The organism is Marinospirillum sp. (assembly GCF_014859565.1).
In genome coordinates, this window is record NZ_JACUUA010000003.1 from 22,481 (window position 1) to 47,065 (window position 24,585).

At 52.0% G+C, this 24,585-nt stretch carries 23 protein-coding genes; 2 read left to right on the plus strand and 21 right to left on the minus strand.

Features of this window, described 5'->3' with window-relative positions; all coding sequences use genetic code 11:
• Nucleotides 1-64 precede the first annotated feature (64 nt).
• The 10 genes from smc to ccmA are packed head-to-tail and all read right to left on the minus strand — an operon-like array spanning nt 65 to nt 10,782.
• Nucleotides 65-3,586 (minus strand): chromosome segregation protein SMC, encoded by a 3,522-nt coding sequence (smc, locus tag IBX50_RS00985; RefSeq protein WP_292252646.1) that lies wholly within the window; start codon nt 3,584-3,586, stop codon nt 65-67.
• A gap of 15 nt (nt 3,587-3,601) precedes the next feature.
• Nucleotides 3,602-4,825: a c-type cytochrome biogenesis protein CcmI gene (gene ccmI / locus IBX50_RS00990; RefSeq protein WP_292252648.1), complete on the minus strand. Its 1,224-nt coding sequence runs from the start codon at nt 4,823-4,825 to the stop codon at nt 3,602-3,604.
• On the minus strand, nt 4,822-5,358 hold the full coding sequence (locus IBX50_RS00995) for a cytochrome c-type biogenesis protein (RefSeq protein ID WP_292252649.1): 537 nt from the start codon (nt 5,356-5,358) through the stop codon (nt 4,822-4,824). Before IBX50_RS00995 ends, ccmI begins: the two co-directional genes overlap by 4 nt.
• A complete protein-coding gene (locus tag IBX50_RS01000; RefSeq protein WP_292252650.1) occupies nt 5,340-5,882 on the minus strand; it encodes a DsbE family thiol:disulfide interchange protein in 543 nt (180 codons plus the stop codon). Before IBX50_RS01000 ends, IBX50_RS00995 begins: the two co-directional genes overlap by 19 nt.
• Nucleotides 5,883-7,856: a heme lyase CcmF/NrfE family subunit gene (locus tag IBX50_RS01005; protein ID WP_292252652.1), complete on the minus strand. Its 1,974-nt coding sequence runs from the start codon at nt 7,854-7,856 to the stop codon at nt 5,883-5,885. It lies immediately after the preceding gene.
• 34 nt (nt 7,857-7,890) lie between these two features.
• On the minus strand, nt 7,891-8,367 hold the full coding sequence (gene ccmE / locus IBX50_RS01010) for a cytochrome c maturation protein CcmE (RefSeq protein WP_292252653.1): 477 nt from the start codon (nt 8,365-8,367) through the stop codon (nt 7,891-7,893).
• Between the two features lie 32 nt (nt 8,368-8,399).
• The gene (gene ccmD, locus IBX50_RS01015) at nt 8,400-8,603 is read right to left on the minus strand and encodes a heme exporter protein CcmD (protein ID WP_292252654.1); all 204 of its coding nucleotides are present in this window, start codon (nt 8,601-8,603) and stop codon (nt 8,400-8,402) included.
• A gap of 3 nt (nt 8,604-8,606) precedes the next feature.
• Nucleotides 8,607-9,356 carry a heme ABC transporter permease gene (locus tag IBX50_RS01020; protein WP_292252656.1) on the minus strand — a complete coding sequence of 250 codons (750 nt, stop codon included), beginning with the start codon at nt 9,354-9,356 and terminating at the stop codon, nt 8,607-8,609.
• 23 nt (nt 9,357-9,379) lie between these two features.
• Nucleotides 9,380-10,135 (minus strand): heme exporter protein CcmB, encoded by a 756-nt coding sequence (ccmB, locus tag IBX50_RS01025; RefSeq protein WP_292252657.1) that lies wholly within the window; start codon nt 10,133-10,135, stop codon nt 9,380-9,382.
• A complete protein-coding gene (gene ccmA / locus IBX50_RS01030; RefSeq protein WP_292252659.1) occupies nt 10,132-10,782 on the minus strand; it encodes a cytochrome c biogenesis heme-transporting ATPase CcmA in 651 nt (216 codons plus the stop codon). Before ccmA ends, ccmB begins: the two co-directional genes overlap by 4 nt.
• Nucleotides 10,783-10,894: 112 nt before the next feature.
• Here ccmA and IBX50_RS01035 point away from each other — a divergent pair, with 112 nt between their 5' ends.
• Together IBX50_RS01035 and IBX50_RS01040 are read left to right on the plus strand one after the other, a co-directional pair.
• Nucleotides 10,895-12,496 carry a flagellar hook-length control protein FliK gene (locus IBX50_RS01035; RefSeq protein WP_292252660.1) on the plus strand — a complete coding sequence of 534 codons (1,602 nt, stop codon included), beginning with the start codon at nt 10,895-10,897 and terminating at the stop codon, nt 12,494-12,496.
• 2 nt (nt 12,497-12,498) lie between these two features.
• Nucleotides 12,499-12,801, plus strand: coding sequence for an EscU/YscU/HrcU family type III secretion system export apparatus switch protein (locus IBX50_RS01040; protein ID WP_292252661.1), 303 nt, complete (start codon nt 12,499-12,501; stop codon nt 12,799-12,801).
• Here IBX50_RS01040 and IBX50_RS01045 read toward each other — a convergent pair.
• From IBX50_RS01045 to flhA, 11 genes are all read right to left on the minus strand, one after another.
• Complete coding sequence (locus IBX50_RS01045) at nt 12,798-13,244, minus strand: DUF2802 domain-containing protein (protein ID WP_292252662.1); 447 nt, start codon at nt 13,242-13,244, stop codon at nt 12,798-12,800. The genes IBX50_RS01040 and IBX50_RS01045 overlap by 4 nt on opposite strands.
• Nucleotides 13,244-13,732, minus strand: coding sequence for a chemotaxis protein CheW (locus IBX50_RS01050; protein ID WP_292252663.1), 489 nt, complete (start codon nt 13,730-13,732; stop codon nt 13,244-13,246). The genes IBX50_RS01045 and IBX50_RS01050 overlap by 1 nt, the downstream gene beginning before the upstream one ends.
• Before the next feature lie 117 nt (nt 13,733-13,849).
• Nucleotides 13,850-14,806 carry a chemotaxis protein CheW gene (locus tag IBX50_RS01055; RefSeq protein ID WP_292252664.1) on the minus strand — a complete coding sequence of 319 codons (957 nt, stop codon included), beginning with the start codon at nt 14,804-14,806 and terminating at the stop codon, nt 13,850-13,852.
• The gene (locus tag IBX50_RS01060; protein ID WP_292252665.1) at nt 14,806-15,615 is read right to left on the minus strand and encodes a ParA family protein; all 810 of its coding nucleotides are present in this window, start codon (nt 15,613-15,615) and stop codon (nt 14,806-14,808) included. Before IBX50_RS01060 ends, IBX50_RS01055 begins: the two co-directional genes overlap by 1 nt.
• Before the next feature lie 31 nt (nt 15,616-15,646).
• Entirely contained in the window at nt 15,647-16,834 is a 1,188-nt protein-coding gene (locus IBX50_RS01065) for a chemotaxis response regulator protein-glutamate methylesterase (RefSeq protein ID WP_292252666.1), read from the minus strand.
• A gap of 26 nt (nt 16,835-16,860) precedes the next feature.
• On the minus strand, nt 16,861-18,975 hold the full coding sequence (locus IBX50_RS01070; protein ID WP_292252668.1) for a chemotaxis protein CheA: 2,115 nt from the start codon (nt 18,973-18,975) through the stop codon (nt 16,861-16,863).
• A 12-nt stretch (nt 18,976-18,987) separates the two neighbouring features.
• Nucleotides 18,988-19,776 (minus strand): protein phosphatase CheZ, encoded by a 789-nt coding sequence (locus IBX50_RS01075; protein WP_292252670.1) that lies wholly within the window; start codon nt 19,774-19,776, stop codon nt 18,988-18,990.
• A gap of 38 nt (nt 19,777-19,814) precedes the next feature.
• Nucleotides 19,815-20,201 (minus strand): chemotaxis response regulator CheY, encoded by a 387-nt coding sequence (locus tag IBX50_RS01080; RefSeq protein WP_292252671.1) that lies wholly within the window; start codon nt 20,199-20,201, stop codon nt 19,815-19,817.
• 69 nt (nt 20,202-20,270) lie between these two features.
• The gene (locus IBX50_RS01085; protein WP_292252672.1) at nt 20,271-21,008 is read right to left on the minus strand and encodes an RNA polymerase sigma factor FliA; all 738 of its coding nucleotides are present in this window, start codon (nt 21,006-21,008) and stop codon (nt 20,271-20,273) included.
• 22 nt (nt 21,009-21,030) lie between these two features.
• Nucleotides 21,031-22,317 (minus strand): flagellar biosynthesis protein FlhF, encoded by a 1,287-nt coding sequence (gene flhF, locus IBX50_RS01090; protein WP_292252673.1) that lies wholly within the window; start codon nt 22,315-22,317, stop codon nt 21,031-21,033.
• 34 nt (nt 22,318-22,351) lie between these two features.
• Nucleotides 22,352-24,472 carry a flagellar biosynthesis protein FlhA gene (gene flhA, locus IBX50_RS01095; protein ID WP_292252674.1) on the minus strand — a complete coding sequence of 707 codons (2,121 nt, stop codon included), beginning with the start codon at nt 24,470-24,472 and terminating at the stop codon, nt 22,352-22,354.
• Nucleotides 24,473-24,585: the final 113 nt, after the last annotated feature.

Genomic DNA, 24,585 nt, shown 5'->3' on the forward strand with positions numbered 1-24,585 from the left:
GCCCCTGAACCTTCAAAACACGGAATGTTACCAAGTTTATGTAAGGCTTACAGTAAAAATAACGTCAGCTTGCGACCATAGCAGAAGCTTCTTCAAGGTCAACACTCACCAATCTGGAGACACCTGGCTCCTGCATGGTGACCCCCATCAGCTGTTCAGCACTTTCCATCGCTTGTTTATTGTGGGTAATGTAGATGAATTGAATGCGACCGGACATTTCTTTCACCAGTCGTGCATAACGTCCAACGTTGGCATCATCCAGTGGTGCATCCACCTCGTCCAGCATACAAAAGGGTGCAGGGTTCAGCTCAAAAATGGAAAACACCAGAGCCAGCGCGGTCAGGGCTTTTTCACCGCCGGATAATAGATGAATGGTGGCATTTTTTTTACCGGGCGGTCGTGCCATGATGGCTACACCGGTTTCCAGCAGGTCATCACCGATCAACTGCAACCAGGCCGTGCCACCACCAAACACGCGCGGAAAAAGTTCCTGTAATCCCTGATTAACCTGTTCAAAGGTTTCCTTGAAGCGCAGACGGGTTTCCCGGTCGATACGACTGATGGCCTGATCCAGGGTATTCAGTGCATCTTCCAGTTCAGCATTCTGGGCATCCAGATAATCCTTGCGCTCAGCCTGCTGGTCGTATTCTTCAATGGCGGCCAGGTTGATGGCTCCCAGGCGACGAATGCGTTCTTGGGTATCTTCCAATTCTGCTTGCCAGCGGGATTCCAGTGCATCTTCCGGCAGCTGCTCCATCACCAAACGCAGGGTGAGATCCAGCTCACGCAGCTGCTCCAAATGGCTGTCACGCTTGACCATTAACCCCTGCTGTTGCAGGCGCTGTTGTTCCAGCAGGCCGCGCAGGCGATCCAGTTCCCGATCCTGCAGCGTGCGTTGTTGTTCCAGTTCCCGTTGTTCCTGTTGTGCCAGTTGTTGCACCTGCCGCAGCTGTTGTACCTGTTCTTCCTGCTGCTGGTGTTCTTGCAACAGATTATCCAACTGTTCGGTGTGTTCATCACCGGGTTCGCGTGCGGCTTCCAGCTCCAGCAACAGTTGCTGATGTTTTTCCAGCTGTGCCTGACGCTGGTGTTGCAGGCGCTGTAACGCCTGATTGGCCGCCTGCTCACGGGTGATTAATTGTTGTTGCCGCAGTCGGGCTTCCTGCAAGGCCTGTTGCTTTAGACGCGACTGCTGGCGGGCTGTATCACGCTGCTGCTGCAGGGTTTCGCGCTGCTGCTGACGGTTATCCCGCTGCTCAGTGTTGCTCTCTACCTGCAGCAGAGATTCCTGCCACTGGTGTTGATCCTGCTCCAGTTGCTCCAGCAGGTTATGTTGTTCCTGCTGCAGCTGGTGTAATTCTTCTTGCAGTTGCTGGCTACGCTGCTGACTGTGCTGGATACGGGTTTGCAGGCTGGCATGACTACTGCTGAGTTCCGCCAGTTGGGTCTGCAGGGGTTTGCGCTGTCGGGTTAATTCCTGCAGCTGGGTTTCACAGCTCTCCAGTGCCACAGCGGTCTGATCTTCCTGCTGTTGCAACACCTCCAGCTGTTGTTCCAGCTGCGCCTGTAATTCTTCCAGCCGTCGGATTTCCTGCTGTCTGGCCAGCACACCGGTATTCCTTGCCTGTTTCGCCTGCAAATGCAGGCCATCAACAAACATCTGTTCACCGCGTGGTGTGATCAGGCTATGACCGGGGGGTAAATTCTGGCGTGTTGCACTGGCCTGACTCAGGGTTTCACAGGTATGGATTTGTTGTAATCGAGCAGTCAGGCTGGCGGGTAGTTGCCGGGGATTATGGATTTTTTGCCACAGGCTAGGGTAGCTGGTTTCAACCATCGCTTGCCCCTGCTGATACAACAGCAGATCACCGGCAGGCAGATCCTGCAAACGCTCCGGCAAGTTGTTATCCAGTGGTACTTCACTGAGCAAAGCACTAAGACTGTCTTTTAATGCCACTTCGACAGCTTTTTCCCAGCCACTTTCGACTTGTAACACTTCTCCGAGGCGTGGCCAGTGATGCAGTTCCTGTTCTTGCAACCAGTGCTCCAGCTCAGCATCCTGTCCATCCAGCTCTGCCTGCTGCAAGGCCTGCAGTGAAGCTAACCGCCCCTGTTGCTGTTGCAGTTGGGTGGTTAACTGGTTCAGTTGCTGCCGCAGTTGTTTCTGTTGTTCCTGTAACTGGCTGCGTTCTTCGCGCCGAGTGTCTTCACTGGCATCCATTTCCAGCAGCCGATCCTGCAGGGCTTCACGCTCCATTGCCAGTTGTTCAACCTGTTCTTCTTCGTCACTGATGTCTGTCAGGCTGGTTTGTTGTTCCTGCAGACGGCTCATTCGTTCACGCAGGCTGTGCAGGCTGCGTTCATGCTGCTGGATACGCGCCTGTGCCAATGCGGCTTCACGCTGATCCTTTTCCGCACCCGATACAAAACTGTCCCAGCTGTGCTGCAGTTGATGCAGTTGTTCTTCCAGCTGATCCAGCGTTTCCTGCTCGATGGCATCCTGTTCCGCCAGCTCCTCCACCAGCGGGGTGGTTTCTGCCAGTTCTTCCTGCAACTGGATTAACAGTTCCTGATCCTGTTGTTGTTCTTCTTCCGCTTTACGCTGCTGCTGCGCCAGTTGCTCCAGCTCCACCTGTAACTGACGTTCACGTTGCTGGCGGTGTTGCAGACCCTGTTCCAGACGGGCAATTTGCAGGCTGGTTTCGGTGAGGGTTTTCTGGGCAAGATCCAGTGCATCACTGGCCTGAGCCTGACGTTCACGACTGGATTCCAGCCGAGCTTCACCTTGACGCAGGGTGACTAGGCAGGCTTCTTGCTTTAATTCCAATTCAGCCAGCTGTTCAAGGGTAGCCGCCAGTCGGTGATCCGCTTCACGCCAGCGCAAAACCGCCAGTTCGGATTTATACCGCCGTTCACTGGCTTTGAGTTGCTGAAAACGCCGTGCTGCCTCTGCCTGACGACCCAGACGTTCCAGTTGGCGACCCAGCTCATCACGCACATCGCTGAGACGCTCCAGATTTTCTTGGGTGCGTTTCATGCGGTTTTCGGTTTCGCGGCGGCGTTCTTTGTATTTGGAGATCCCTGCAGCTTCTTCCAGATACACCCGCAACTCTTCCGGGCGTGCCTCGATCAGGCGCGAGATCATGCCTTGTTCAATAATGGCGTAACTGCGCGCACCTAAGCCGGTGCCAAGAAACAGATCGGTGATATCCCGGCGGCGGCATTTGGTGCCATTCAGCAGGTAACTGGACTGGGCGTCACGGGTGACCACCCGCTTGACGGATATTTCAGCATACTGGGCATAAGCCCCGCCCAGTTTGCCTTCACGATTATCAAAAATCAGTTCGATTGAAGCCTGACCGACCGGCTTGCGATTACGCGAGCCGTTAAAAATCACGTCGGTCATGGATTCGCCACGCAGGTACTTGGCGGAAGACTCACCCATCACCCAGCGCACCGCATCAATGACGTTGGATTTGCCACAGCCGTTGGGACCGACAATGGCCGTCATGTTGCTTTTAAAACTCACCGTGGTGGGGTCCACAAAGGACTTGAACCCCGCCAGCTTGATGGCTTTCAGGCGCATGGATGTGGTTTTCCCTTACAACTGTCGGTTGATTTCCAGCTCCACGCGCTGCTGACCATCCACCTTCAGCACCTCGGTTTGTCCTTGCCAGTCACCTTCCTGAGCCTGAGGCGTGCCACCCATGGCTACACGCGCATGAATCACTACTCGTTCCACCGAGGACAACTTGTGATCCGGCATCATGGACTGTTTATCACTCAGTTGTACTGTGGCCGGTAAATCCGCCACACTCAGACGGGCAGCAGCAACCGGTGCACCTGTACCACCCTCCGGTTGTACAAAAATGAATACAGTAGCTCTGGGATCAGTCAGCAAGGAAGCAGCATTACTGAGGCTGACTGTCACGGCAAACAGCGGCCCTGTGCTGCCTTCCAATGGTTCCATACCCAGGCGTTGACGCACATCCTCAATCCCTTCACGTAGAGATTCCACCGCGGAGATATTACCTGCGCGGGGTAAAGCAGCTTCCCAGTGACGACGTGCGGCATCCCAGTCCTGCTGCTGGTAAGCGACCATACCCATAAAGCTGAGTGTCGCTGGGTCGTTCGGGTCCAGCGCAAAGGCCTGATCAATCAGCGCCTGAACTCTGGGTGTGGCTCTGCTGCCATCACGGAAATACAAAGCCTGCGCCTGTTGTGCCAGCAAACGTGCACTGGGGCCATCAATCCGGATGATTTCTTCGATTGCCGCTGCACCCTCTTCCAGCCGCCCCATATCCAGATAAATACGCGCCAGCAGTGACCAGCCTTCAACATCATCCGGGTTAGCTTTTACAGTATCTTCCAGGCGTTTTAACAGGCTACCAAAATCCTGCTGCCCTTCCCGTATCAACTGTTGCTGGGCAAAGTACATTTCCAGCCCCGGAACAGCACCAATACGACTGTACAACATCCATGAAAAAGCCAGCACTGCTGCCATCACCAGTACCAGACTACTGATCACCAGCGGTTTACCAGCAGTCTGCCAGGTTTGTTGTTTGCTGAACTGTGCATCATCCAGCAGCAGGTCTTCCACCTCGGCTTTCATCTGTGGGTAGGCATCACTTTCGATACGACCTTCCTGCAAATCCAGATCCAGCTGAGCCAGTTTTTGTTTGTAAAGGTCAATATTGGCCAGTTGCCGAGCATTTTGCTGACCGTGCAGCAAGACTGTCAGTTTTTCTCTGCGGACTGCTGGCCAGACCAGAAACAGTGCCGTCAGAACAGCCAGCAGGAAAAGTCCGATCCACAAGGGTGTCATGAGGATTCCTTGTTATTTTGTATAAAGTTTTTTTGTATGGCGTTGTTTGATTTAGGCTGTTGTTGCTCCAGCTCCAGTATCTGCTGCAGGCGCAGCTGACGCTCCGATGTGGAGGTTTCATTCACCACTGTGGTACTGGTGCCAGTTTTTCTGCTGCGGGCAAGAAAAAACACCAACAACAGACCTGCCAGTACCAGAAGGGGCGGCATAAACCATAACAGCCAGGTATCACTGCGAACCGGTGGACGGTACATGATGAACTCACCAAAACGTGCTTTCATGTAGTCAAAAACCTGTTCATCGGTATATCCCTCTTCAAGAGTGCGAAACAGCTCTTGTCGCATATCAAAAGCACTGGGTGAATTGGAATCCACTATGCTCTGGTTTTCACACTTGGGGCAACGTAGTTCTCCACCCAGCTGCTGAAAGCGCAGGCGATTGTTTTCACTACTGAAGTCATAAACTTCTATCGCCGCCTGCGAGGCAGAAAACACCAGTAACAACAGCAATAAAATCAGCGGACGTTTTGCCATTTGTGCACCTCCGGCAGGATCTTTCCATCAACCAGAGCTGGTGTAATCACCCCGGCGAGGTGGTAACGTACAATGCCTTGCCGATCAATCAGGAAGGTTTCCGGTGCGCCATACACACCCAGATCAAAGGCCAGTGCCCGCACACCATCCGGCTCAAACAGATTAAACGCGTAGGGATTACCCAGCTGTGCCAGATAGCGGAAAGCCTTCGGGCGTTCATCCTTATAGTTAAGTCCCACAACTGGCACACCCATCTGAGCCATACGCAGGATTTCATCATGCTCGTCATAACAGCTGGGACACCAACTGCCCCAGACATTCAGCAGAAACACTTCACCCAGCAGCTCATCACGGGTGATGATCCTGGACTCATCATCCAGCAGCGGCAAGGAAAAGTCCGGCAGGGGTTTATTCAGCAAGGCAGAATCCCGTGCACCCGGATCCATACTCAGCCCTTTGTATAAAAACACCCCCACCACGACAAAAATGATCAAAGGTATAAACAGCAGGAAACGTCTCATCATTTACTCCGTTTTCACGCCCTGAGCGGGTGGAAGAGATGCTACACGGGCGCGATAACGGCGATCACTGATGGCCAGAAAACCACCCAGAGCCGCTATAAAAGCACCCAGCCATAACCAGCGCACATAGGGTTTGTAATGAATACGCATGGCCCAGGCATCTTCTGCCAGCTCATCACCCATTGCCACATACACATCTTTCAACAGCCCCCAGTCAATCGCTACCTGAGTCATGGGCATACCCCGTACAGGATAAAGGCGCTTTTCCGGTGTCAGAGTGCTCAGCAGGCGTCCCTGACTGTTACGCACTTCAACAATGGCACGGTCAGCAATAAAATTGGGGCCTTCACGATGCGTTAGTTCGGTCATGGTGAAATGATAATCCTTGACCACCACTGTCTCACCCAGCGCCATACGCACATCCCGCTCTTCACCGTAGTTGGACACCATAGTGACACCCAGCACAATTAGAGCAGCACCGATGTGCCCCCAGAACATACCCCAGCGGCTGCGGGTGATGCCTTTCCAGCCATTTCTGCCGCGTGAAGCTTCCCATAAATCTCGAAGACTGGTGGTGACGACCCACAGGAACAAGGTCAGACCCAGTGCAACCAGCAGTCGCCATTCACCATCATACAGCCAGGGCAGCAGCACAAAACCCAGCACCAATGCAATAGCACCAGCCAACCAGACTTTTTTCTTCAGCTTTTGCCACTGCATGGCTTTCCAGTCTGTCATCGGCCCCAGACCCATAAACACACCCAGCAGCAGCATCTGTGGCACAAACAGGGCATTAAAATAAGGAGGACCTACCGATATTTTGCCTTTGCCCAATGCATCCAGCAGTAGTGGGTAGAGGGTACCCAGCAGCACCGTAATACAAGCCACCACCAGCAGAATATTATTAGCCAGCAGGAAAACGTCTTTTGATAACAGTGAATAACTGACTCGCGCCTTGAGGTTGGGAACCCGCAGAGCATAAACCAGCAGCGAAATGCCGACTGTAACAGCCAGCAGCACCAGCAGGAAAAAACCACGATCAGGATCATTGGCAAAAGCGTGAACAGAATTAAGCACACCGGAGCGAACCAGGAAAAACCCGACCAGACTGAGTGAGAAGGTGGTGATTGCCAGCAGTAATGTCCAGCTTTTAAACACCCCGCGTTTTTCAGTCACTGCCAGTGAGTGCATCAGGGCAGTACCGGTCAGCCAGGGCATGAAGGAAGCATTTTCCACCGGATCCCAGAACCACCAGCCGCCCCAGCCCAGTTCGTAATAAGCCCACCAGGAACCCAGTGCAATACCGGCAGTAAGAAACGCCCAGGCCGAGGTCGTCCAGGGACGGCTCCAGCGCGCCCAGGCTGAATCCAACTGGCCGGTCCAGAGTGAAGCCAGCGCAAAAGCAAAGGTGACCGCAAAACCAACATATCCCATATACAACAAGGGCGGATGGAATATCAGTCCGGGATCTTGCAGCATTGGATTCAGGTCTGCACCATCCATCGGAATACGTGGCAGAAAACGGTCAAACGGATTGGAAGTCAGGATCACAAACAACATCATGCCGATACTGATAAAACCCAGTACCGACAATACCCGCGACAACATCTCAACGGGTAGACCGCGACTCAGAGATACAGCAAAACTCCAGCCAGCCAGAATCCACAACCACAGCAACAGCGAGCCTTCGTGGGCACCCCAGACGGCACTGAATTTATAGTACCAGGGCAGTGCAGAGTTGGAGTTGTTGGCAACATAGATAACACTGAAATCATCCAGCAGAAAACTGGCGGTCAGGAAGGCAAAGCTGATAGTCAGCAAGGCAAACTGTGCCCAAACTGCCGGCTGGGCATAAGCCAGCCAGAGAGGCTGGCGGGTGAAGCTGCCAATCATAGGCAGCAAAGCCTGCACACAGGCCATTGCCAGTGCAAGAATCAGCGCAAACTGCCCCAGCTCTGGCAGAAAAAGAACATCCATTCAATACACCTTGTCAGGTCGGTGGGTCGAAAAATCAGTATTGTTGTTCGGCAGCGGGTGGTGCAAAGGGTGAGTGATCCGGCATCTGACCAGCTGCTTTTAGGGCTTCAGCCACTTCGGGAGGCATATAGTTTTCATCGTGACGTGCCAGCACCTGACTGGCCATCAGCTCACCCTGCTCATTAAGGCGACCAACAGCCACCACACCCTGTCCTTCGCGGAACAGATCCGGCAGGATCTTCTCAAAATTGATCCAGACCTCTTCGTTGTAATCCGTCACCGCAAAACGTACTTTCAGGCTGGAAGGATCACGCTGCACACTGCCTTCGACCACCATGCCACCCGCGCGGATCTCCCGATCCAGCGGCGCTTCACCCTGCACTATCTGAGTTGGAGCGTAAAACAGGTTGATGTTGGAGCTGAGTGCAAACAGCGTCAAACCCACGGCAATCGACACCGTGCCCAGCATCAAACCGATCAGCAACAGCTTTTGTTTACGTTTTGGTGTCATGCTTAAGTCACCCTTGATTACATTAAAAACGATTATTCCGCAGTGGAGCTTTCTGCCTGATAAGCAGCTTGCTCCCGTCGCAATTGACGCAGCAACTGCGCTTTAGTGCGTTTAAGACCCCACCAGGGCAGCAGGATATTTAAAACCATCAGCAACAAACTGATGCCAAACGAGCTCCACACATATAACGCGTGGCCACCCATATGAAGGAAGTCAGACAAGTTGTCAAAATACATAGTTCACTTCCGTTGCAAAATTTCGCGAACCCAGCCAGCTTTGTATTCGCGCCGCAGGATTTCCGCTCTGGCACGCAACAATACTGACCAGCCCAGCAAGGCATAAAAACCCAGTACCATAATCAACAACGGCACCCACATGGAGGCAGGCATGGCTGGTTTTTCTGTCAGGGTAAAGGTGGCGGGTTGATGCAGGGTATACCACCAATCCACCGAGTATTTAATGATAGGAATGTTGATCACGCCAACGATGGCCAGCAGTGCACAGGCTTTGGCAGCAACTTCCTGAGGTTTAACCGCTTCACGCAGTGCTATCACCCCCAGATAAAGAAAAAACAGGATCAGCATGGCTGTCAGGCGAGCATCCCACATCCACCAGGTACCCCAGGTTGGCACTCCCCAGATGGCACCTGTGACCAGCGCAATAAAGGTCATTGCGGCACCCACGGGAGCTAGCGCCTGTGCCACCACATCGGCCATTTTCATTTTCCACACCAGCAGCACCACACCAGCTACAGCCATCATTATGTAAACCGACTGCGCCAGAAAAGCGGCGGGCACATGGATGTAGATAATCCGAAAACTGTTACCCTGCTGATAATCCATCGGGGCATAGGCCAAACCCCAGACCAGTCCTACCGCCAGCAAAAGGACAGTGGATATTGCAAACCAGGGCAACCAGGTGCCGGTGATCTGATAAAACCATTTAGGCGAGCCAAGACGATGATAAAGCGTTTTCAGCCAGTTCCACACGTTCAGTTACCCTTTTGTTATTTTCATTCGCCGGAAACCGCAATCCGCAAGGCGGCTGCTATTGCCCAGGGCGCCAGTGCCAGCGCCAGCAGTGTTAATGCCGCCAGCAGGGCAAGGTGAGCGCCTGGTGGGTGACCACCAATCGCTGCCTGCATGGCTCCGGTGCCAAAAATCAGCACCGGGATATAAAAAGGCAGTACCAGCAGCGTCATTAATACCCCGGATTTGCCAACCCCAGTTGTCAGCGCAGCTCCTATGGCACCCACCAGCGTGAGCGCCAGACTGCCCAGCAACAGCGATAACATCAATACACCCTGCCCTTGCCAGGGCAAATAAAGCATCACCCCCATAAAAGGCGACAACAGCACCAGTGGCAGGCTACTCAGTAACCAGTGCACTGCCAACTTGGCCAGTGCCAAAGGCGCGGCAGGATAACCACTGACCAGCATTTGTTCCAGCGATCCATCCTGCAGATCCGGGCGAAACAAAGCATCCAGCGACATCAGCACAGCCAGTAATGCTGCCACCCAGAGCACTCCCGGTGCAACCGGCGCAAGGATTTCTTCGGTGGGAGAAATACCCAGTGGGAAAAGCACCACCACCAGTGCAAAAAACACCAGCGGATTAACCAGATCACCCCGCCGCCTAACTTGTAATCGCCATTCACGTTTTAAGGCTGCAGAAAAGACCACACCCAGCCCCGGCAAGTTCGTTTTTTTTGTCTGCAGGCGACAAAAAGCCGCAGCTTTTACTGTGCCAGTGACAAGCAAATCAGTCATGAGTGTGCACCCAGGTGTACTTTTCTTAATCCGGGCAGGGTTTCCAGTGCGTGATGACTGGTCAGTATCACTGCTCCGCCTTGATTGGCGTGAGATACCAGCAAGGATTCCATTGCGGTCACTCCATCTTTATCCAGCGCGGTAAAAGGTTCATCCAGCAACCACAGCGGACGTTGTGTGAACAACAGGCGTGCCAGTGCTACACGTCTTTTCTGCCCTGCCGAGAGGTGCTGGCAAGGATGATCTTCATAACCCTGCAAACCAACCTGACGCAGCGCCTGCTCCAGCAGGGCTTCATCCTGCAGGCCTTCCAGAGCAGCAAACCAGCTCAGATTTTCCAGCGGAGTCAGGTCAGCTTTGATACCGGCCAGATGACCAATAAACAACATCGACTGAAGAAATTCTTCCTGCTGATCCTGTATGGGTTTACCCTGCCAGTAGACCTCTCCTTCAGCATGGGGTAACAAACCCGCCAGCAGGCGCATCAGGCTGGTTTTTCCCACGCCATTGGGGCCTTCCAGCTGCAGGATGTCACCGAGATGAACCTCAAAATTCAGGTGTGAAAAAAGCACTCGTTCATCTCGCTCACAACTGAGCTGATGCACAGCGAGCAGGGGCACTGAACTGGTGGGTTGCTGGATATTCAAACGAGGAACCTTACAAAATTGCGGTTCAAATAGGTGCCACACTTTACTATGATCCCGCTTAAACCGCTACCCGACACGCGTGCCTAAGGCGGTCGCTTACAGGAGAGAAACCATGCAGGGTATGCCACTGACCACTACCAGCAGATCAGACAGCCTGCCAGCAGGCAGCCCTGTCAGTATGCGTGCAACACCGCTGGAAGGCCGACCACTTGCAAGTGGGCAGATCAGCAGTGGGCAGGTGATTTCCAGCCAACCAGCTGCACAGGGTGACGGCTACCGGGTGCAGGTACAGCTAACCAGTGGTGAACAACTGACACTGCGAACGGATCGCCCATTAGCGGAAGGACAACAATTACAGCTGCAAGGCCGCAATGATGGCCAGCTGCAGCTGCGCTTGCTACCCCCAACTCCTGCCACAGTTGCCAGTCGATTACTGGCTCAGCTTCCGGCACTGCAAATTCAGCTCAGCGGTACCAACAACTTGCAATTGCCGGTTGGCAGCGGTATTCGTGGTGAAGTCAGCAGCAGCCTGACACAAGGCGGCAGGCAACTGGTTTCCTTACAACTTTCCTCTGGGCAGACACTGCAGCTACCTTTGGATCGTCCGCTGGCTACCGGCCAGCAGATCCACCTGACCCGCACCGAAGCAGGCTTGGAGTTGCGGTTACTGACCCGTGAAATGGCACAGCAGCTGGATCAACTGCTGCCAGCCCAGAATCCCGGCAGCAATACGGCATCAAACCGTAACACACCACCACCTGCCAGTTTGCAGACTCTGCTGGAAATGGCCGGTGCACAACTCAGGCAAGCCCTGCCTCGTCAGGCACCCTTGTCACAACCGCTGCAACAGCTGGCACAACTGGTCAGACAACTACCAACCACACCCGGTAATGAGACCCCACGCACGGCGGATCGCCCGGTAACCACAACCAACAGTAGCACCAGCCCACAAACCAGCAATCCGGTGAATACCCTCCGAGAGCATCTGGGTGGATTGTTACGGCTGATACCTCAGGGCAATCAACCCCCTACAGCCAATGCCCTGCAGCAGTTTATTCCGTTCAGCGGATTGCTGCTGGAAGCCAATATCGCTAGAGGAGCTCAGACCTCTCCGACTGGTGGTGATCTTAAACTCTTATTGCAGCAAGCCAGCGCTCTGATCCGGCAGGGTGCCTTGCAGGGACAGACCAGCACCCCCAGACAACAACAGGTAACCCAGCAGATAGCCCAACAGCTGCAGGCTGCTGAATCTCGTATTCAAGTTTTACAGCAAAGCAGCTTACAGGCTACCCAAGCCACTCATGAGCGGGGGCAGCCAGGCCAGATACTGCAGTTGGATTTGCCTTATGCTATTCGTGGTGACTGGTTTCAGGCACAGCTGGAAATTCGCCGCTGGATTGATGAAAAGGATGCGGAGGCGGCATTGGAAGAGCTGGAGCGTCAGACACGCTGCTGGGAAGTACAGCTGAGTTTTGATTTACAGGATTGGGGTAAAATTCATACCCTGCTGCGTCTCAAGGGTGAGCAGCTGAAAGCGGACATCTGGGTGGAATCAGAAACAGCCTTTGCACCGATCAGTCATCAGGCTGAATTATTGGAGGCACGATTACGCAGAGTGGGTGCAGAAGTTGAGCGGGTGGATTGTCATCTGGGCACACCTTCCAAACTGAAAAATAGCACAAACAACCAGCAAATCATTGATACACGGATATAAGCATGCGACTGACACCCCAGGCACCCCGTCGACCCAAACGCGCCATGGCGCTGCAATATGATGGGCTGGGTGCACCACGCCTGACAGCAAAAGGCTGTGCAGAAACAGCAGAAAGGATTATGGCAATTGCGGAAGAACACGGCATCCCGATTTATGAAGATCCGGGGTTAGCCGCTGCTCTGGCACATCTGGAGCTGGGCGAGGAAATTCCTGAATTATTGTATCTGGCAATTGCGGAGGTACTGGCGTTTGTATACGGGCTGGACACACTCAAGCAGAAAACATCCAGACAGCCCGGGGTTTAATTCATGCTGTAGTGCTCTTCCCTGATTGGCCTTTCTTTCTGGGCTTTTAATTCAGTGTGCACCAGTGTGATCAATTCAGCTTCAACCCTGGCAAGACCACAGTTCTCTATCAGGTCTTCAGCCGTGGCGCCCATTTCTACCAGACGCACCGCATAGGCATAAGGCAGGCTACCGGGGTCACGCTGTTCAAACTCCATTTGACGTTCCATGGTGGAGTTCAGTCGTTTTTCAACCTCCACCAGTCGCTGCCCAACACCAATGGAACCACTGCCCATGGCATGGGTTTCATTACGCAAAGCCTTGACCAGCAGGTAGGTTTCATTGCGTGCATCAGTCAGGCGCTCTTTCAGTTGTCGTATGTGTGAAAAACACACCAGTGACAACCCCAGACCCAGAGCAGCCAGCAATAAAGCAAACAATTCAAACCAACCCGGTAAAGGCATCAGATGGCTGCCAGCTCAGACCACTCTTCTTCTGACATCAGCTTGTTCAGCTCGACCAGAATGAGCAGTTCATTGTTTTTGTTGCAGACACCCTGAATGAACTTGGCACTTTCTTCGTTACCAACATTCGGTGCAGTTTCAATTTCAGACTGCTTGAGGTAAACCACCTCGGCAACAGAATCAACCATAATACCTACAACCTGCTGATCGGCTTCAATGATCATGATACGTGTAGCATCACTGACATCACTGGGCGGCAGGCCAAAACGCTGGCGGGTATCAATGACAGTGACCACATTACCGCGCAGGTTGATGATGCCCAGCACGTAATCTGGAGCACCGGGAACGGGTGCAATTTCTGTATAACGCAGAACTTCTTGAACCATCATGACATTAATGCCATAGGTTTCTTCAGCCAGACGGAAGGTCACATACTGGAGTACCGGATCAGAAGTGCTTTCAGTCTGAATTTTTTGTGGGCTAGACATGGTTCAATCCTTTCGTTCAGAATTTGGGAAACACCCATGAGTTGTTATGCTAATACACCTCTGCAGGGAAGAACAGCACTCTTCACACCCAGATTACTGCTCCACCTGCAAAAGCGGCTAATCATCCAAATCTTTTAAAGCACTCAGGTTGGCAGGCTCCATCTGGCCATGACCTTCCCGAAGCAGTCGATCAAATGCGGCTACATCAATCAGCGCACACATATGATCAATGACAGTTCCAGCCAGCCAGGGGCGTTTGCCCAGCGAAGTACGCCAGCGCACTTGATCCGGCTGCAGTGAAATGGAGCGATCCACAGCATTACACGACAAACCCCAGGCACTGTTGTGAATACGAATGATCAGTTTATACGGCTCAGGATTACTGGTAATCAACGCTGGCGGCAACACCCACTGGGCCGTATCCACCATACAAACATTCATATTGTTTGAGCGCAACATGCCAATAAACCAGTCTGGCTGACCAAACAAGGGAGTGGGTTCTTTTTCAATCTTGATGATGCCACCCAACTCAACCAGTGGCACCGCAAGGGTTAAACCTTTCACCTTGAATAACAAACACTCAAAACGCTCCTGCGCCCAGACCGGACGACCATTTTTCCAACCCGGAGGTGATGGCGGTTGATCGGGAACCTGAGGAGTATCCGGAGTCACTACCGGTTGTGCAGCCTGAATTTCTGGTTTAGATTCAGCAACTACAGGCTCAGCAAGCACTTCTGCAGCAATCGGTTCAGGTTCTGCAATAATTGGCGCAACAACAGGCTCAGGTTCTGTTATGACCGGCTCCGGCAGAGGATCAGGTAGTTTCAGATCAGGTAAAATCACCTGAGGTGTTGTAACAACCTCCGCCATCACCGGACGTGCCGGCTCTGCAGCAGCCTGTCTGGCACGAACCATAGAATCACTGAGTTGACGTGCCTGCAGGGATTCTTCCCGCCGCGGGCTGCTCGGCTCAAGATAGTCATCAATCACCTGGTCATCGTCAGATGGATCTTCACGCAGCAGTGCCTCAAGATACCCTTCAATCGCCTGCTGGGGTGTTTCATGCCAGCTCATCAGCCATCCTCCTGCTCTGAAGCGCTCTGACGACGAAGCTCATTTTCTTTTTCCTGCAAAAACTTCAGTAAAACCGTATAGGCATGTACGCCACGGCTGTTGGGGTCAAGCATGGATGCGGGCATACCCGCCACACTGGCATCACGGAACTTGGTATCCACCGGCACCATAGAGTGCCAGATCACGTCACCATAGGTGTTACGCAACAACCGCAGGCTTTGAATGGATGCCTGAGTACGGCGATCATAGAGTGTTGGAACCACGGTGTAGGGCAAAGCCTGTTTGCGCGCTTTATTGATCATTTTCAGGGTACGCATCATGCGCTCCAGACCTTTGATGGCCAGGAACTCGGTCTGCACAGGAATAATCAGCTGTTCGCAAGCCGCCAGAGCGTTGATCATCAGCAAACCCAGCACCGGCGGGCTATCAATCAATACATAGTCAAAACGGTTCCACAGCTGTGCCAGCGACTTGGCAATCACCAATCCCATACCACTTTGACCACTCATCTGGCGTTCCAAGGTAGCCAGTGCCGTGGAGGCAGCAATGATTTTCATCCGGTCATGGCCAGTATCCAGCAACAGACTGGCCGGTAAGGACTCGGGAACCTGCTTGTGCTGAAAGAGGTCATAGACACTTCTCTCAACGCTATCAGGATCGTATTTAAAATAACTGGTCAGCGAGCCGTGTGGATCAAGATCCAGCAGCAATACCTGATGGCCACGGTCGGCAAGAATACCGCCGAGAGTCACGGCTGTCGTGGTTTTGCCAACACCGCCTTTTTGATTAGCAACTGCCCAGACATGCATACCCGTTTCAACTCCTGTTGACCACCTGAGCTCAGGTGACGTCGCTGATTAACTTGTCGGTGATATCCGCAAGATTGATTATTTCATCGACCAGCCCAGCTTTGGCTACAGCCATGGGCATCCCATAAATGACAGAGCTGGCTTCATCCTGTGCCCAGATCACTGAACCCGTTTCTTTTAACATTCTGCAGCCTTCACGCCCATCAGCACCCATTCCGGTTAGCACTACTGCCAGTATCTTGCCCGGGTACACACTGGCAGCCGACCCGAAGGTGACATCAACACAGGGTTTGTAATTGAGCCGCTCGTCACCTGGCAAAATTCTGATACTGCCGCGTTTATCAATCATCATCTGCTTGCCACCAGGCGCCAGCAATGCCAGTCCAGGTTTCAGTTGATCTCCATCCGCTGCTTCTTTCACTTGAATCTGACACAGGGTATTCAGCCGGTCAGCAAAAGCCCCGGTGAAGGTGGATGGCATGTGCTGAATCAAAACTATAGGGGCAGGGAAGTTGGCTGGCAAACGTGTTAAAACCGTTTGTAATGCCATGGGACCACCCGTAGATGTTCCAATCATCACCAGCGAAAAATGGCGTGGCTGTGCCCTGGGTTTGCTCGCTGGAACCAGACTGGCCTTGGCCGCTGCTCGTTCTGCCTGCTGGTGTTCCTGATTTTTACGTGCTTCTTCGCGGCGAGCAGCAATCCGGTCGGCAAGCGATCCTCGCCTTACCTCTGCTACAGGTTGACGCGAAGCCACCGCAGGCGCTGGTGTGGCGGCAGCTCTACCGGCTGGTGCAGCCGAACGTCCAATACGGGATGTACGGCTACGAGCAACTGTAATAATTCGCTCACAGAGCACCTTGGCCATCTTCTCAGTATTACGAGAAATATCCTCAAAGTTTTTCGGTAGGTAATCCACCGCTCCGGCTTCAAGTGCATCCAGAGTGATACGAGCACCTTCATGGGTCAGCGATGAAAACATCAATACAGGAGTCGGTTGCTGCGCCATGATTTCGCGTACTGCAGAAATGCCATCCATCACCGGCATTTCGTAATCCATCGTGATAACGTCAGGCTTCAGTTCCAGCGTTTTCTCAACAGCTTCCTTACCATTTGAGGCCGTTCCTATCGCTTTGATGCGCGGGTCTGTCTCCAGCAGTTCACAGACTCTGCGCCGAAAAAAACCTGAGTCATCAACCACCAGAACGGTGATTGGCATGTTTCTCTCCCAACCTGTTATTTGTTTCAGCGACGGCCTGTGTAGTGTTTTAATAATCCCGGAATATCCAGAATCAGTGCTATCCGACCATCACCGGTAATGGTCGCCCCGGCAAGTCCTGGAGTACCATGTAACATGGTGCCCAGAGGTTTGATCACCACTTCTTCCTGCCCGATCAGATCATCCACTACAAAACCAACCTGCTGGTTGCCTATGGAGACAACAACCACATGCGCTTCTTTTAATTCTTCACTGGATATACTCCGCTTGGAGATATCCCGTACCAACCAGCGGCGCAGATAAAACAGCGGTAGCGTACGTTCACGGATAATAATGACTTCCTGACCATCAATCTTGTTGGCCCTGGAAATATCCAACTGGAAAATTTCGTTGACGTTAACTAGCGGCAAGGCAAAAGTCTGATCCTGCAGCTTGATCATCAGAGTTGGCATAATCGCCAGCGTCAAAGGCACTTTAATGATAATTTTGCTGCCTTTACCCAGCTCGGACCAAACGTTAATGGTACCGTTAAGCTGGGAAATCTTGGTTTTCACCACATCCATGCCCACACCACGACCGGATACATCTGAGATTTCATCCTTGGTGGACAGGCCGGCAGCAAAAATCAGATTAAAGGCTTCCTGATCATTCAGACGATCAGCAGCATCCTGATCCAGCTGGCCTTTTTCTACTGCCTTACGCTTGAGCACCTTCGGATCCATACCAGCACCATCATCAGAGATGGTCAAAAGGATATGATCCCCTTCCTGCTCGGCAGCCAAAATAACTTTACCAACCCGATCTTTGCCCATTTTTTCGCGTACATCGGGCATCTCAATACCGTGGTCAGCCGAGTTGCGTACCAGGTGAACCAGCGGGTCAGCCAGTGCTTCAACCAGGTTTTTATCCAGATCGGTATCTTCACCAATCATTTCCAGTGTCATTTCTTTGTTCATTTTCCGTGACAGGTCACGGATAACACGCGGGAAACGACCAAAAACTTTCTTGATAGGCTGCATCCGGGTTTTCATTACCGAGGACTGCAGATCAGCAGTAACTACATCCAGATTGGCTACTGCCTTGGCCAACTCACTGTCTGTGCTGTCAGAACCAAGGCGTACCAGACGGTTGCGCACCAGAACCAGCTCGCCCACCATATTCATGATTTCATCCAGACGGGATGTATCAACACGAACCGTATTGTCGGCAGCGGGTTCTTTTTTGGCAGGAAGTTTGGCTTGAACAGCAGGCGCTTTGTCTTCAGATACAACAGCAGGAGCAGGAGCAGGAGCAGGAGCAGGTTTGGGTGCCGGTTTTGGCGCTGCCTTTGGTACAGGTGCTGCAGTAGTTTCAACAGCTCCAGGCCCCTTACCTTTACCATGTAGTTGATCCAGCAAAGCATCAAATTCATCTTCCGTGATCAGGTCATCACCAGCTTTTTTAGCTGCAGGTGGTGGTGTTGGCGCAGCAGCCGGCGCCTCAGCACCCGGCCCTTTGCCTTTACCGTGCAGCTGATCCAGCAGAGCATCAAATTCATCTTCCGTGATCAGGTCACTGTTAGCTGCTGCTGCCGGTGGTGCCTGTTCTGTACCAGCATGACGTTCTTTTTCCATCGCCGCACGGTCTTCAGGACCAAGGGCATTCAGCAGGCTTTCAAATTCAGCGTCGGTGATATCACCATCTGCAGCTGCTGTCGCTACTGGTACTGGATTATCTTCGGATGGAGCACCAGGAGGTGCGCCCGCTTCATCTTCCGGTAAAGCGTAATATGCCAGGGATTCCAGCAGTGCCTGATCAGCCGAGTCAGGAACTTCGTTGGCTCGAACCGTCTCAAACATTTCATTAACAGCGTCAAGAGCACTGAGAACCGTATCCATCAACTCGGGTGTGACCCGGCGCTGATTCTTGCGGAGAGTATCAAATACGTTTTCTGCATTATGGCAGCATTCAACCAATGGAGTGATTTGCAAAAAACCTGCACCCCCCTTTACGGTATGAAAACCACGGAAAATGGCATTCAGCAGTTCGGGGTCATCCGGGGATTGCTCCAGGTCGACCAACTGCTCAGAAAGCTGTTCCAGAATTTCGCCTGCTTCTACAAGGAAATCCTGCAGAATATCCTGATCTGCATCGAGACTCATCCATCGGCTCCTTTAAAACCCGAGACTGGAGAGAAGGTCATCAACCTCATCCTGACCTGAAACAACATCAACACCACATTTTTCGGCATTAACGACAGGGCCTTCAGGAAGCTTTTGGTCAATGACCTCAGTATTTTTAATAGCATCCGGATGCCGGATACCCGTTATTCTGTCCACTTGGCTGGCCATACGCACCAGATTGACCAGACTATCTTCAACCTCATGCACCAGGGTAATCACTTTTTTCACGACCTGACCAGTAAGATCCTGGTAATCCTGTGCCAGTGTGATTTCACTGAAATTATTGCCCAGGGTTGCTGACTGTGTTTCCGTGCTGATCAGAAAGGAGTCCATTCTTTTGTACAGATCCCTGAATTCCTGGGGTTTCATTTCTCGTCGTATTAATCGTACCCATTCTGCACGCAAGGCACTGGCTTCACGACCTAGAGCATCAGCAATCGGCACACATTCTTCAACCTTATCCATGGTTCTGTTGGCGGCATTTTGGGTCAGTTTGATCACGTAGTTCAGGCGATCGGTTGCATCCGCCATTTCAGAGAGCTCACTGAGCTGCCCCATGACATCAGGAGTTTCCAGGTGGAAATCCCTGATGGCATCATGCAGCGCCCGTGTCAGTTGCCCAACCTCCTGGAACAGATTACGGTTGCGGGCATCATTGATCGTCTCAAGCAGATTGACCGCATCAGCTAGATCCCCCTGCTCTATTTTATCAACCAGTTCACTTGTTGCACTGCGTAGCAGCTCTTCAAAGTTTTCCGGCTGATGTTTCTGATCAGTCATGCATCCACCCTGACTCAGGATTCAACACAAAAAAGCGACTATTTTTGAATGCGTTCAAAAATTTTCTCGATTTTTTCCTTCAACACTGCCGCTGTGAAAGGTTTAACAATGTAACCGTTCACACCGGCTTGTGCTGCAGCAACAATCTGTTCACGTTTGGACTCTGCTGTCACCATAAGAATCGGCAGGTCTTTCAGATCCGGATCAGCGCGTACATGTTTTAACAGGTCGAAACCTGTCATACCAGGCATATTCCAGTCTGTTACCAGAAAATCAAAATTACCGGTATTTAGCATGGGAATAGCAGTAAGACCATCATCCGCTTCAAAGGTATTGTTAAAACCCAGATCGCGAAGCAGATTTTTGATGATTCGTCTCATAGTGGCAAAATCATCCACAATGAGAATTTTCATGTCTTTATTCAAGGCAACCTCCGTTAAACCTTGCAAGCAGCGGTAATGATTATAGTACAACCAAGCCTGAAGAAAGGCATGCTATACATTTTTCCAATCAGCAAGCCTTCCGCGCAAACGCGCCGCAGCTTGACTTAAAATCTGACTGATACGGGATTCACTCACGGAAAGAATGGCACCTATCTCCTTCAGATTAAGCTCTTCGTTATAGTACAGCGAAAGTACCATTTGTTCACGCTCAGGCAAAGCTGAAATTGCATTAGCCAGCGATTCCTGAAAGCGTGATTCCTGCACTTCAGCGAATGGTTCCGCACCATTTTTGTCCGGAAGCTCAAACGCAGAATTCTCCTGACTGCTCAACTCATCAAAGCTGAACAGTCTTGAACCTGATGTATCTGCCAGAAACTGGTTGTATTCCTCTAACGAAACACCCATTTCTGCTGCGATTTCATGATCCTGCGCTTCACGTCCGGTGCGAGATTCAACACTGCGAACGGCGTCGCTGACTCGCCGGTTATTTCGGTGCACCGATCTTGGCACCCAGTCCTGACGGCGCACTTCATCCAACATGGCACCACGGATACGGATGGAGGCAAAGGTTTCAAAACTGGCACCTTTTTCAGCATCAAAGTTTCTTGATGCCTCAATTAATCCCATCGATCCGGATTGCAAAAGATCATCTCGCTGTACACTGGAAGGCAGACGCGCAAGCAGATGGTATGCAATTCTGCGCACCAGTGACGAGTATTGCTCAAGCAGCTTGGAATCTGCAAGCTGCTGATTACGCGAATAAAGATTAAGGCCTTTTGTTGCTGTCATTCATCAGCCCGCTGTCGTCCAATCACACTTCTTCATTGCGCTCAACGTCTCTGGCAAAACGTGCCAGCAATGACGCAGGGCTTGCCAACTGCACATCGTCAGGGATTCTCTGTCCGTTGGTGATATAACTGACCGGCAGACGTTTTTCCAGTACCAGTCCCAGTACCTCTCCCAAATTTACCGCTTCATCCAACTTGGTTAGCACACAACCATTCAAACCGGCCTCACGATACGCCTCATAGGTATCCAGCAGCACACCCGCCTGACTGGTTGCCGGTAACACCATAAAACGTCGGATACGTGCTTGTGTGGATCCCAGAAGATTCATTTGAGCCTGTAAATTGGGATCACGAACATTCAAACCGGCAGTATCAATCAACACAAGGCTTTTATTACGCAGGGATTTAAGAGTCATGTCCAGTGCATTATTTTCGTCAACCACCCGCACTGTGACACCCAGAATACGGCCAAAGGTACGTAACTGCTCATAAGCAGCGATGCGATAACAATCGGTGGTGACCAGCGCCAGTCCTTCAGCGCCATGCTTGAGTACATAACGTGCAGCCAGTTTGCCAAGCGTGGTTGTCTTACCTACTCCTGTAGGTCCCAGCAGTGCTACTACACCACCCTTATCAATAAACTCTTCATCCAGGGTCTGCACTTCACCCTTAAGGCGCTCCAACACCTGCTGCCATGCTGCACGGCTGTCTGTTTCTGCATCCAGCACCAACAGTTTCAGCAATCGTTTTACGTAGCCATCACTAAAACCTGCTCGCAGCAAGCGGGATCGAACCAGTGCCTCAGTAGGATTACGCAATGCATCCTGCTCACGCAGCTGATCCCGAACCAGCTCTCGCAGACTCTGGATTTCAGATTGCATGGCCTTCATGGCCAGATCACCCTGACTGGTTGAGGTGCTTGTCGAACGAGGTGAAAAGTCTTCCGATGCCATACCTGAGTCCTGCCCAAGTCCGGGTGTAAATCCCTCGGAGAGATTACCCAGCTGGCGCATTCTGGCTTTTTTCTGAAAGGCATTTTCAGTCAACCCAGAATCAAAGCGGGCACCGGAAAGAATGCGCTGACGTGCTTCATCCAGCTCACGTTGCAGGGCATCACCCTGATCGGCCTGTTTTAAAGCATCAGAAAAATTACGCGGAGTTTCATCCCCCTCATAATCGAGCGCACAGACTATTTCGACACCGTTTTCAACCTTGCGATTGGAAACTATCACTGCATCGGCACCCAGTTCTTCACGAACCAGTCGCATAGCCTGCCGGGAATCTGCCCCGAAAAAGCGCTTTACCCGCATTCAAAAACCTCGTTAGCCTGCGTCCAGTGTCAACTCACTGACCAATGGTTGCAACAATGGTAATTTGTTTGTTATCCGGTATTTCCTGGTACGACAGCACATGTACGTTCTGGATACCATAACGTACAAAGCGTGCCATAACCGGCCTGACTGGTGCTGCAGTAACCAACACAGCAGGATTACCGGCCATTTCCTGCTGTTGCGCCACCTCACTGAGAGACTGCTGCAACTTCTCAGCCATGGCAGGCTCCAGTATAAGCTGATCCGTTTCACCGCCCTGCTGTGCGGCCTGTTGCACACTTTTAAGCAGCAACTGTTCCAACTGGGGCTCCAGTGTAATAACCGCCAGGTGATCACTCGGACCGGTTATGGCCTGAACAATGGAGCGGGACAGCATGACACGAACCGCTGAGGTTAGCTGAATCGGGTCACGAGTCGTATGCGCCGCCTCGACTAGTGCCTGCGCAATGGAACGAAAATCTCTGACCGGCACCTGTTCTGTCAGCAAGTTTTGCAATACTTTCAACAATATTGATAGGGTAACACTGTCCGGAACCAGCTGCTCGGAAAGTTTTGGTGCTGTTTGTGCCAGCATTTCGAGCATTTTTTGTACATCGTCATGACCAATCAACTCATGGGCATAATCATGCATCACCTGATTCAGCTGGGTAGCAATTACAGTACTGGCATCCACCACGGTATAACCCAGCGTTTGAGCTTCTTCGCGCTGGCTTGGATTGATCCACACCGCTTCCAGTCCAAAAGCTGGGTCACGTCCTTTAATACCATTAATGGGGCCGTAGACCTGACCGGGATTGATGGCCATTTCCCGCTCTGGGTGAACTTCGGCCTCACCCACGGTAACGCCCTTCAGAATAATGCGGTAACTGTTAGGTGTTAAATCCAGGTTGTCTCGGATATGAACCGAAGGCATTAAAAAACCCAGATCCTGCGAAAGTTTTTTACGGATACCTTTGATGCGACCCAGCAATTGCCCACCTTGGGTCTTGTCAACCAGCGGAATCAGGCGATAACCCACTTCCAGTCCCAGCAGGTCAACAGGTGCAACATCCTGCCAATTGAGTTCTTTCTGATCAATCACGTCCGGATCCGGTGTAATTGGCAGGCGACTGGCCGCCATTTCGGTTGCCTTTTTCTCATCCAGCTTTTTCTGAATGATCCGGTGTATCATCCAGGCACCACCACCAGCCAGTGCCGCCAAACCCAGAAAAGCCACATGAGGCATACCAGGAATCAAACCCATAATAGCCATCAGTACAGCAGCAACTGCCAGAGCCTTGGGAGTACCAAACATCTGGGTCGAAATTTGGGTCGAGAGGTTTTGGCTGGAGTTAACACGCGTCACCATGATTGCAGCCGCTACGGACAACATCAGTGACGGAATCTGTGCTACCAGGCCATCACCAATGGTCAACAACACATAACGTTCAGCAGCCACTGCAAAGGTCAGATCGTGCTGCAGCATACCAATCAGCAGACCGCCCACCACGTTGATCACTAGAATCATGATGCCAGCAACAGCATCACCACGGACAAACTTACTGGCACCATCCATGGAACCGTAGAAATCAGCTTCTGAAGCAATTTCTTCACGCCGTGCCTTGGCTTCAGCCTGATCAATCAAACCGGCATTCAAGTCAGCATCAATGGCCATCTGTTTACCGGGCATGGCATCCAGAGTAAATCGGGCACTAACCTCGGAGATACGACCAGCCCCCTTGGTGATAACCACAAAGTTGATGATCATCAGGATCATAAAAACGATGGCACCCACCACGTAGTTGCCACCGATCAATACCGAGCCAAAGGCCTCGATGACCTTACCGGCAGCATCACCCCCCTCATGGCCGTTTAACAGCACGATACGGGTGGATGCCACGTTCAATGCCAGCCGGAACAGGGTGGCAACCAGCAGGATGGTGGGGAATACCGCAAAATCCAATGGCCGCAAAGAATATACAGCCACCAGCAGAATCACAATGGCAAAAGCGATGTTAAAGGTGAAAAAAACATCCAGCAGAAATACCGGTATCGGCAGGGTCATCATGCCCAACAGTGCCAACAGCAGAATGGGAATACCTATCTGGCTTTTGACAGCGCTCTGCAGAAAATTCTGAAACTGAGTTCGATCCATGGTTCACCTTGTAACATTACATACACCGATGCCAGTCAGCACCGATGCAGAAGTATGCCAAGATATGACCATGAAATAAACTCATGATCCTTATCCGTGCTGAGTAGAATTGT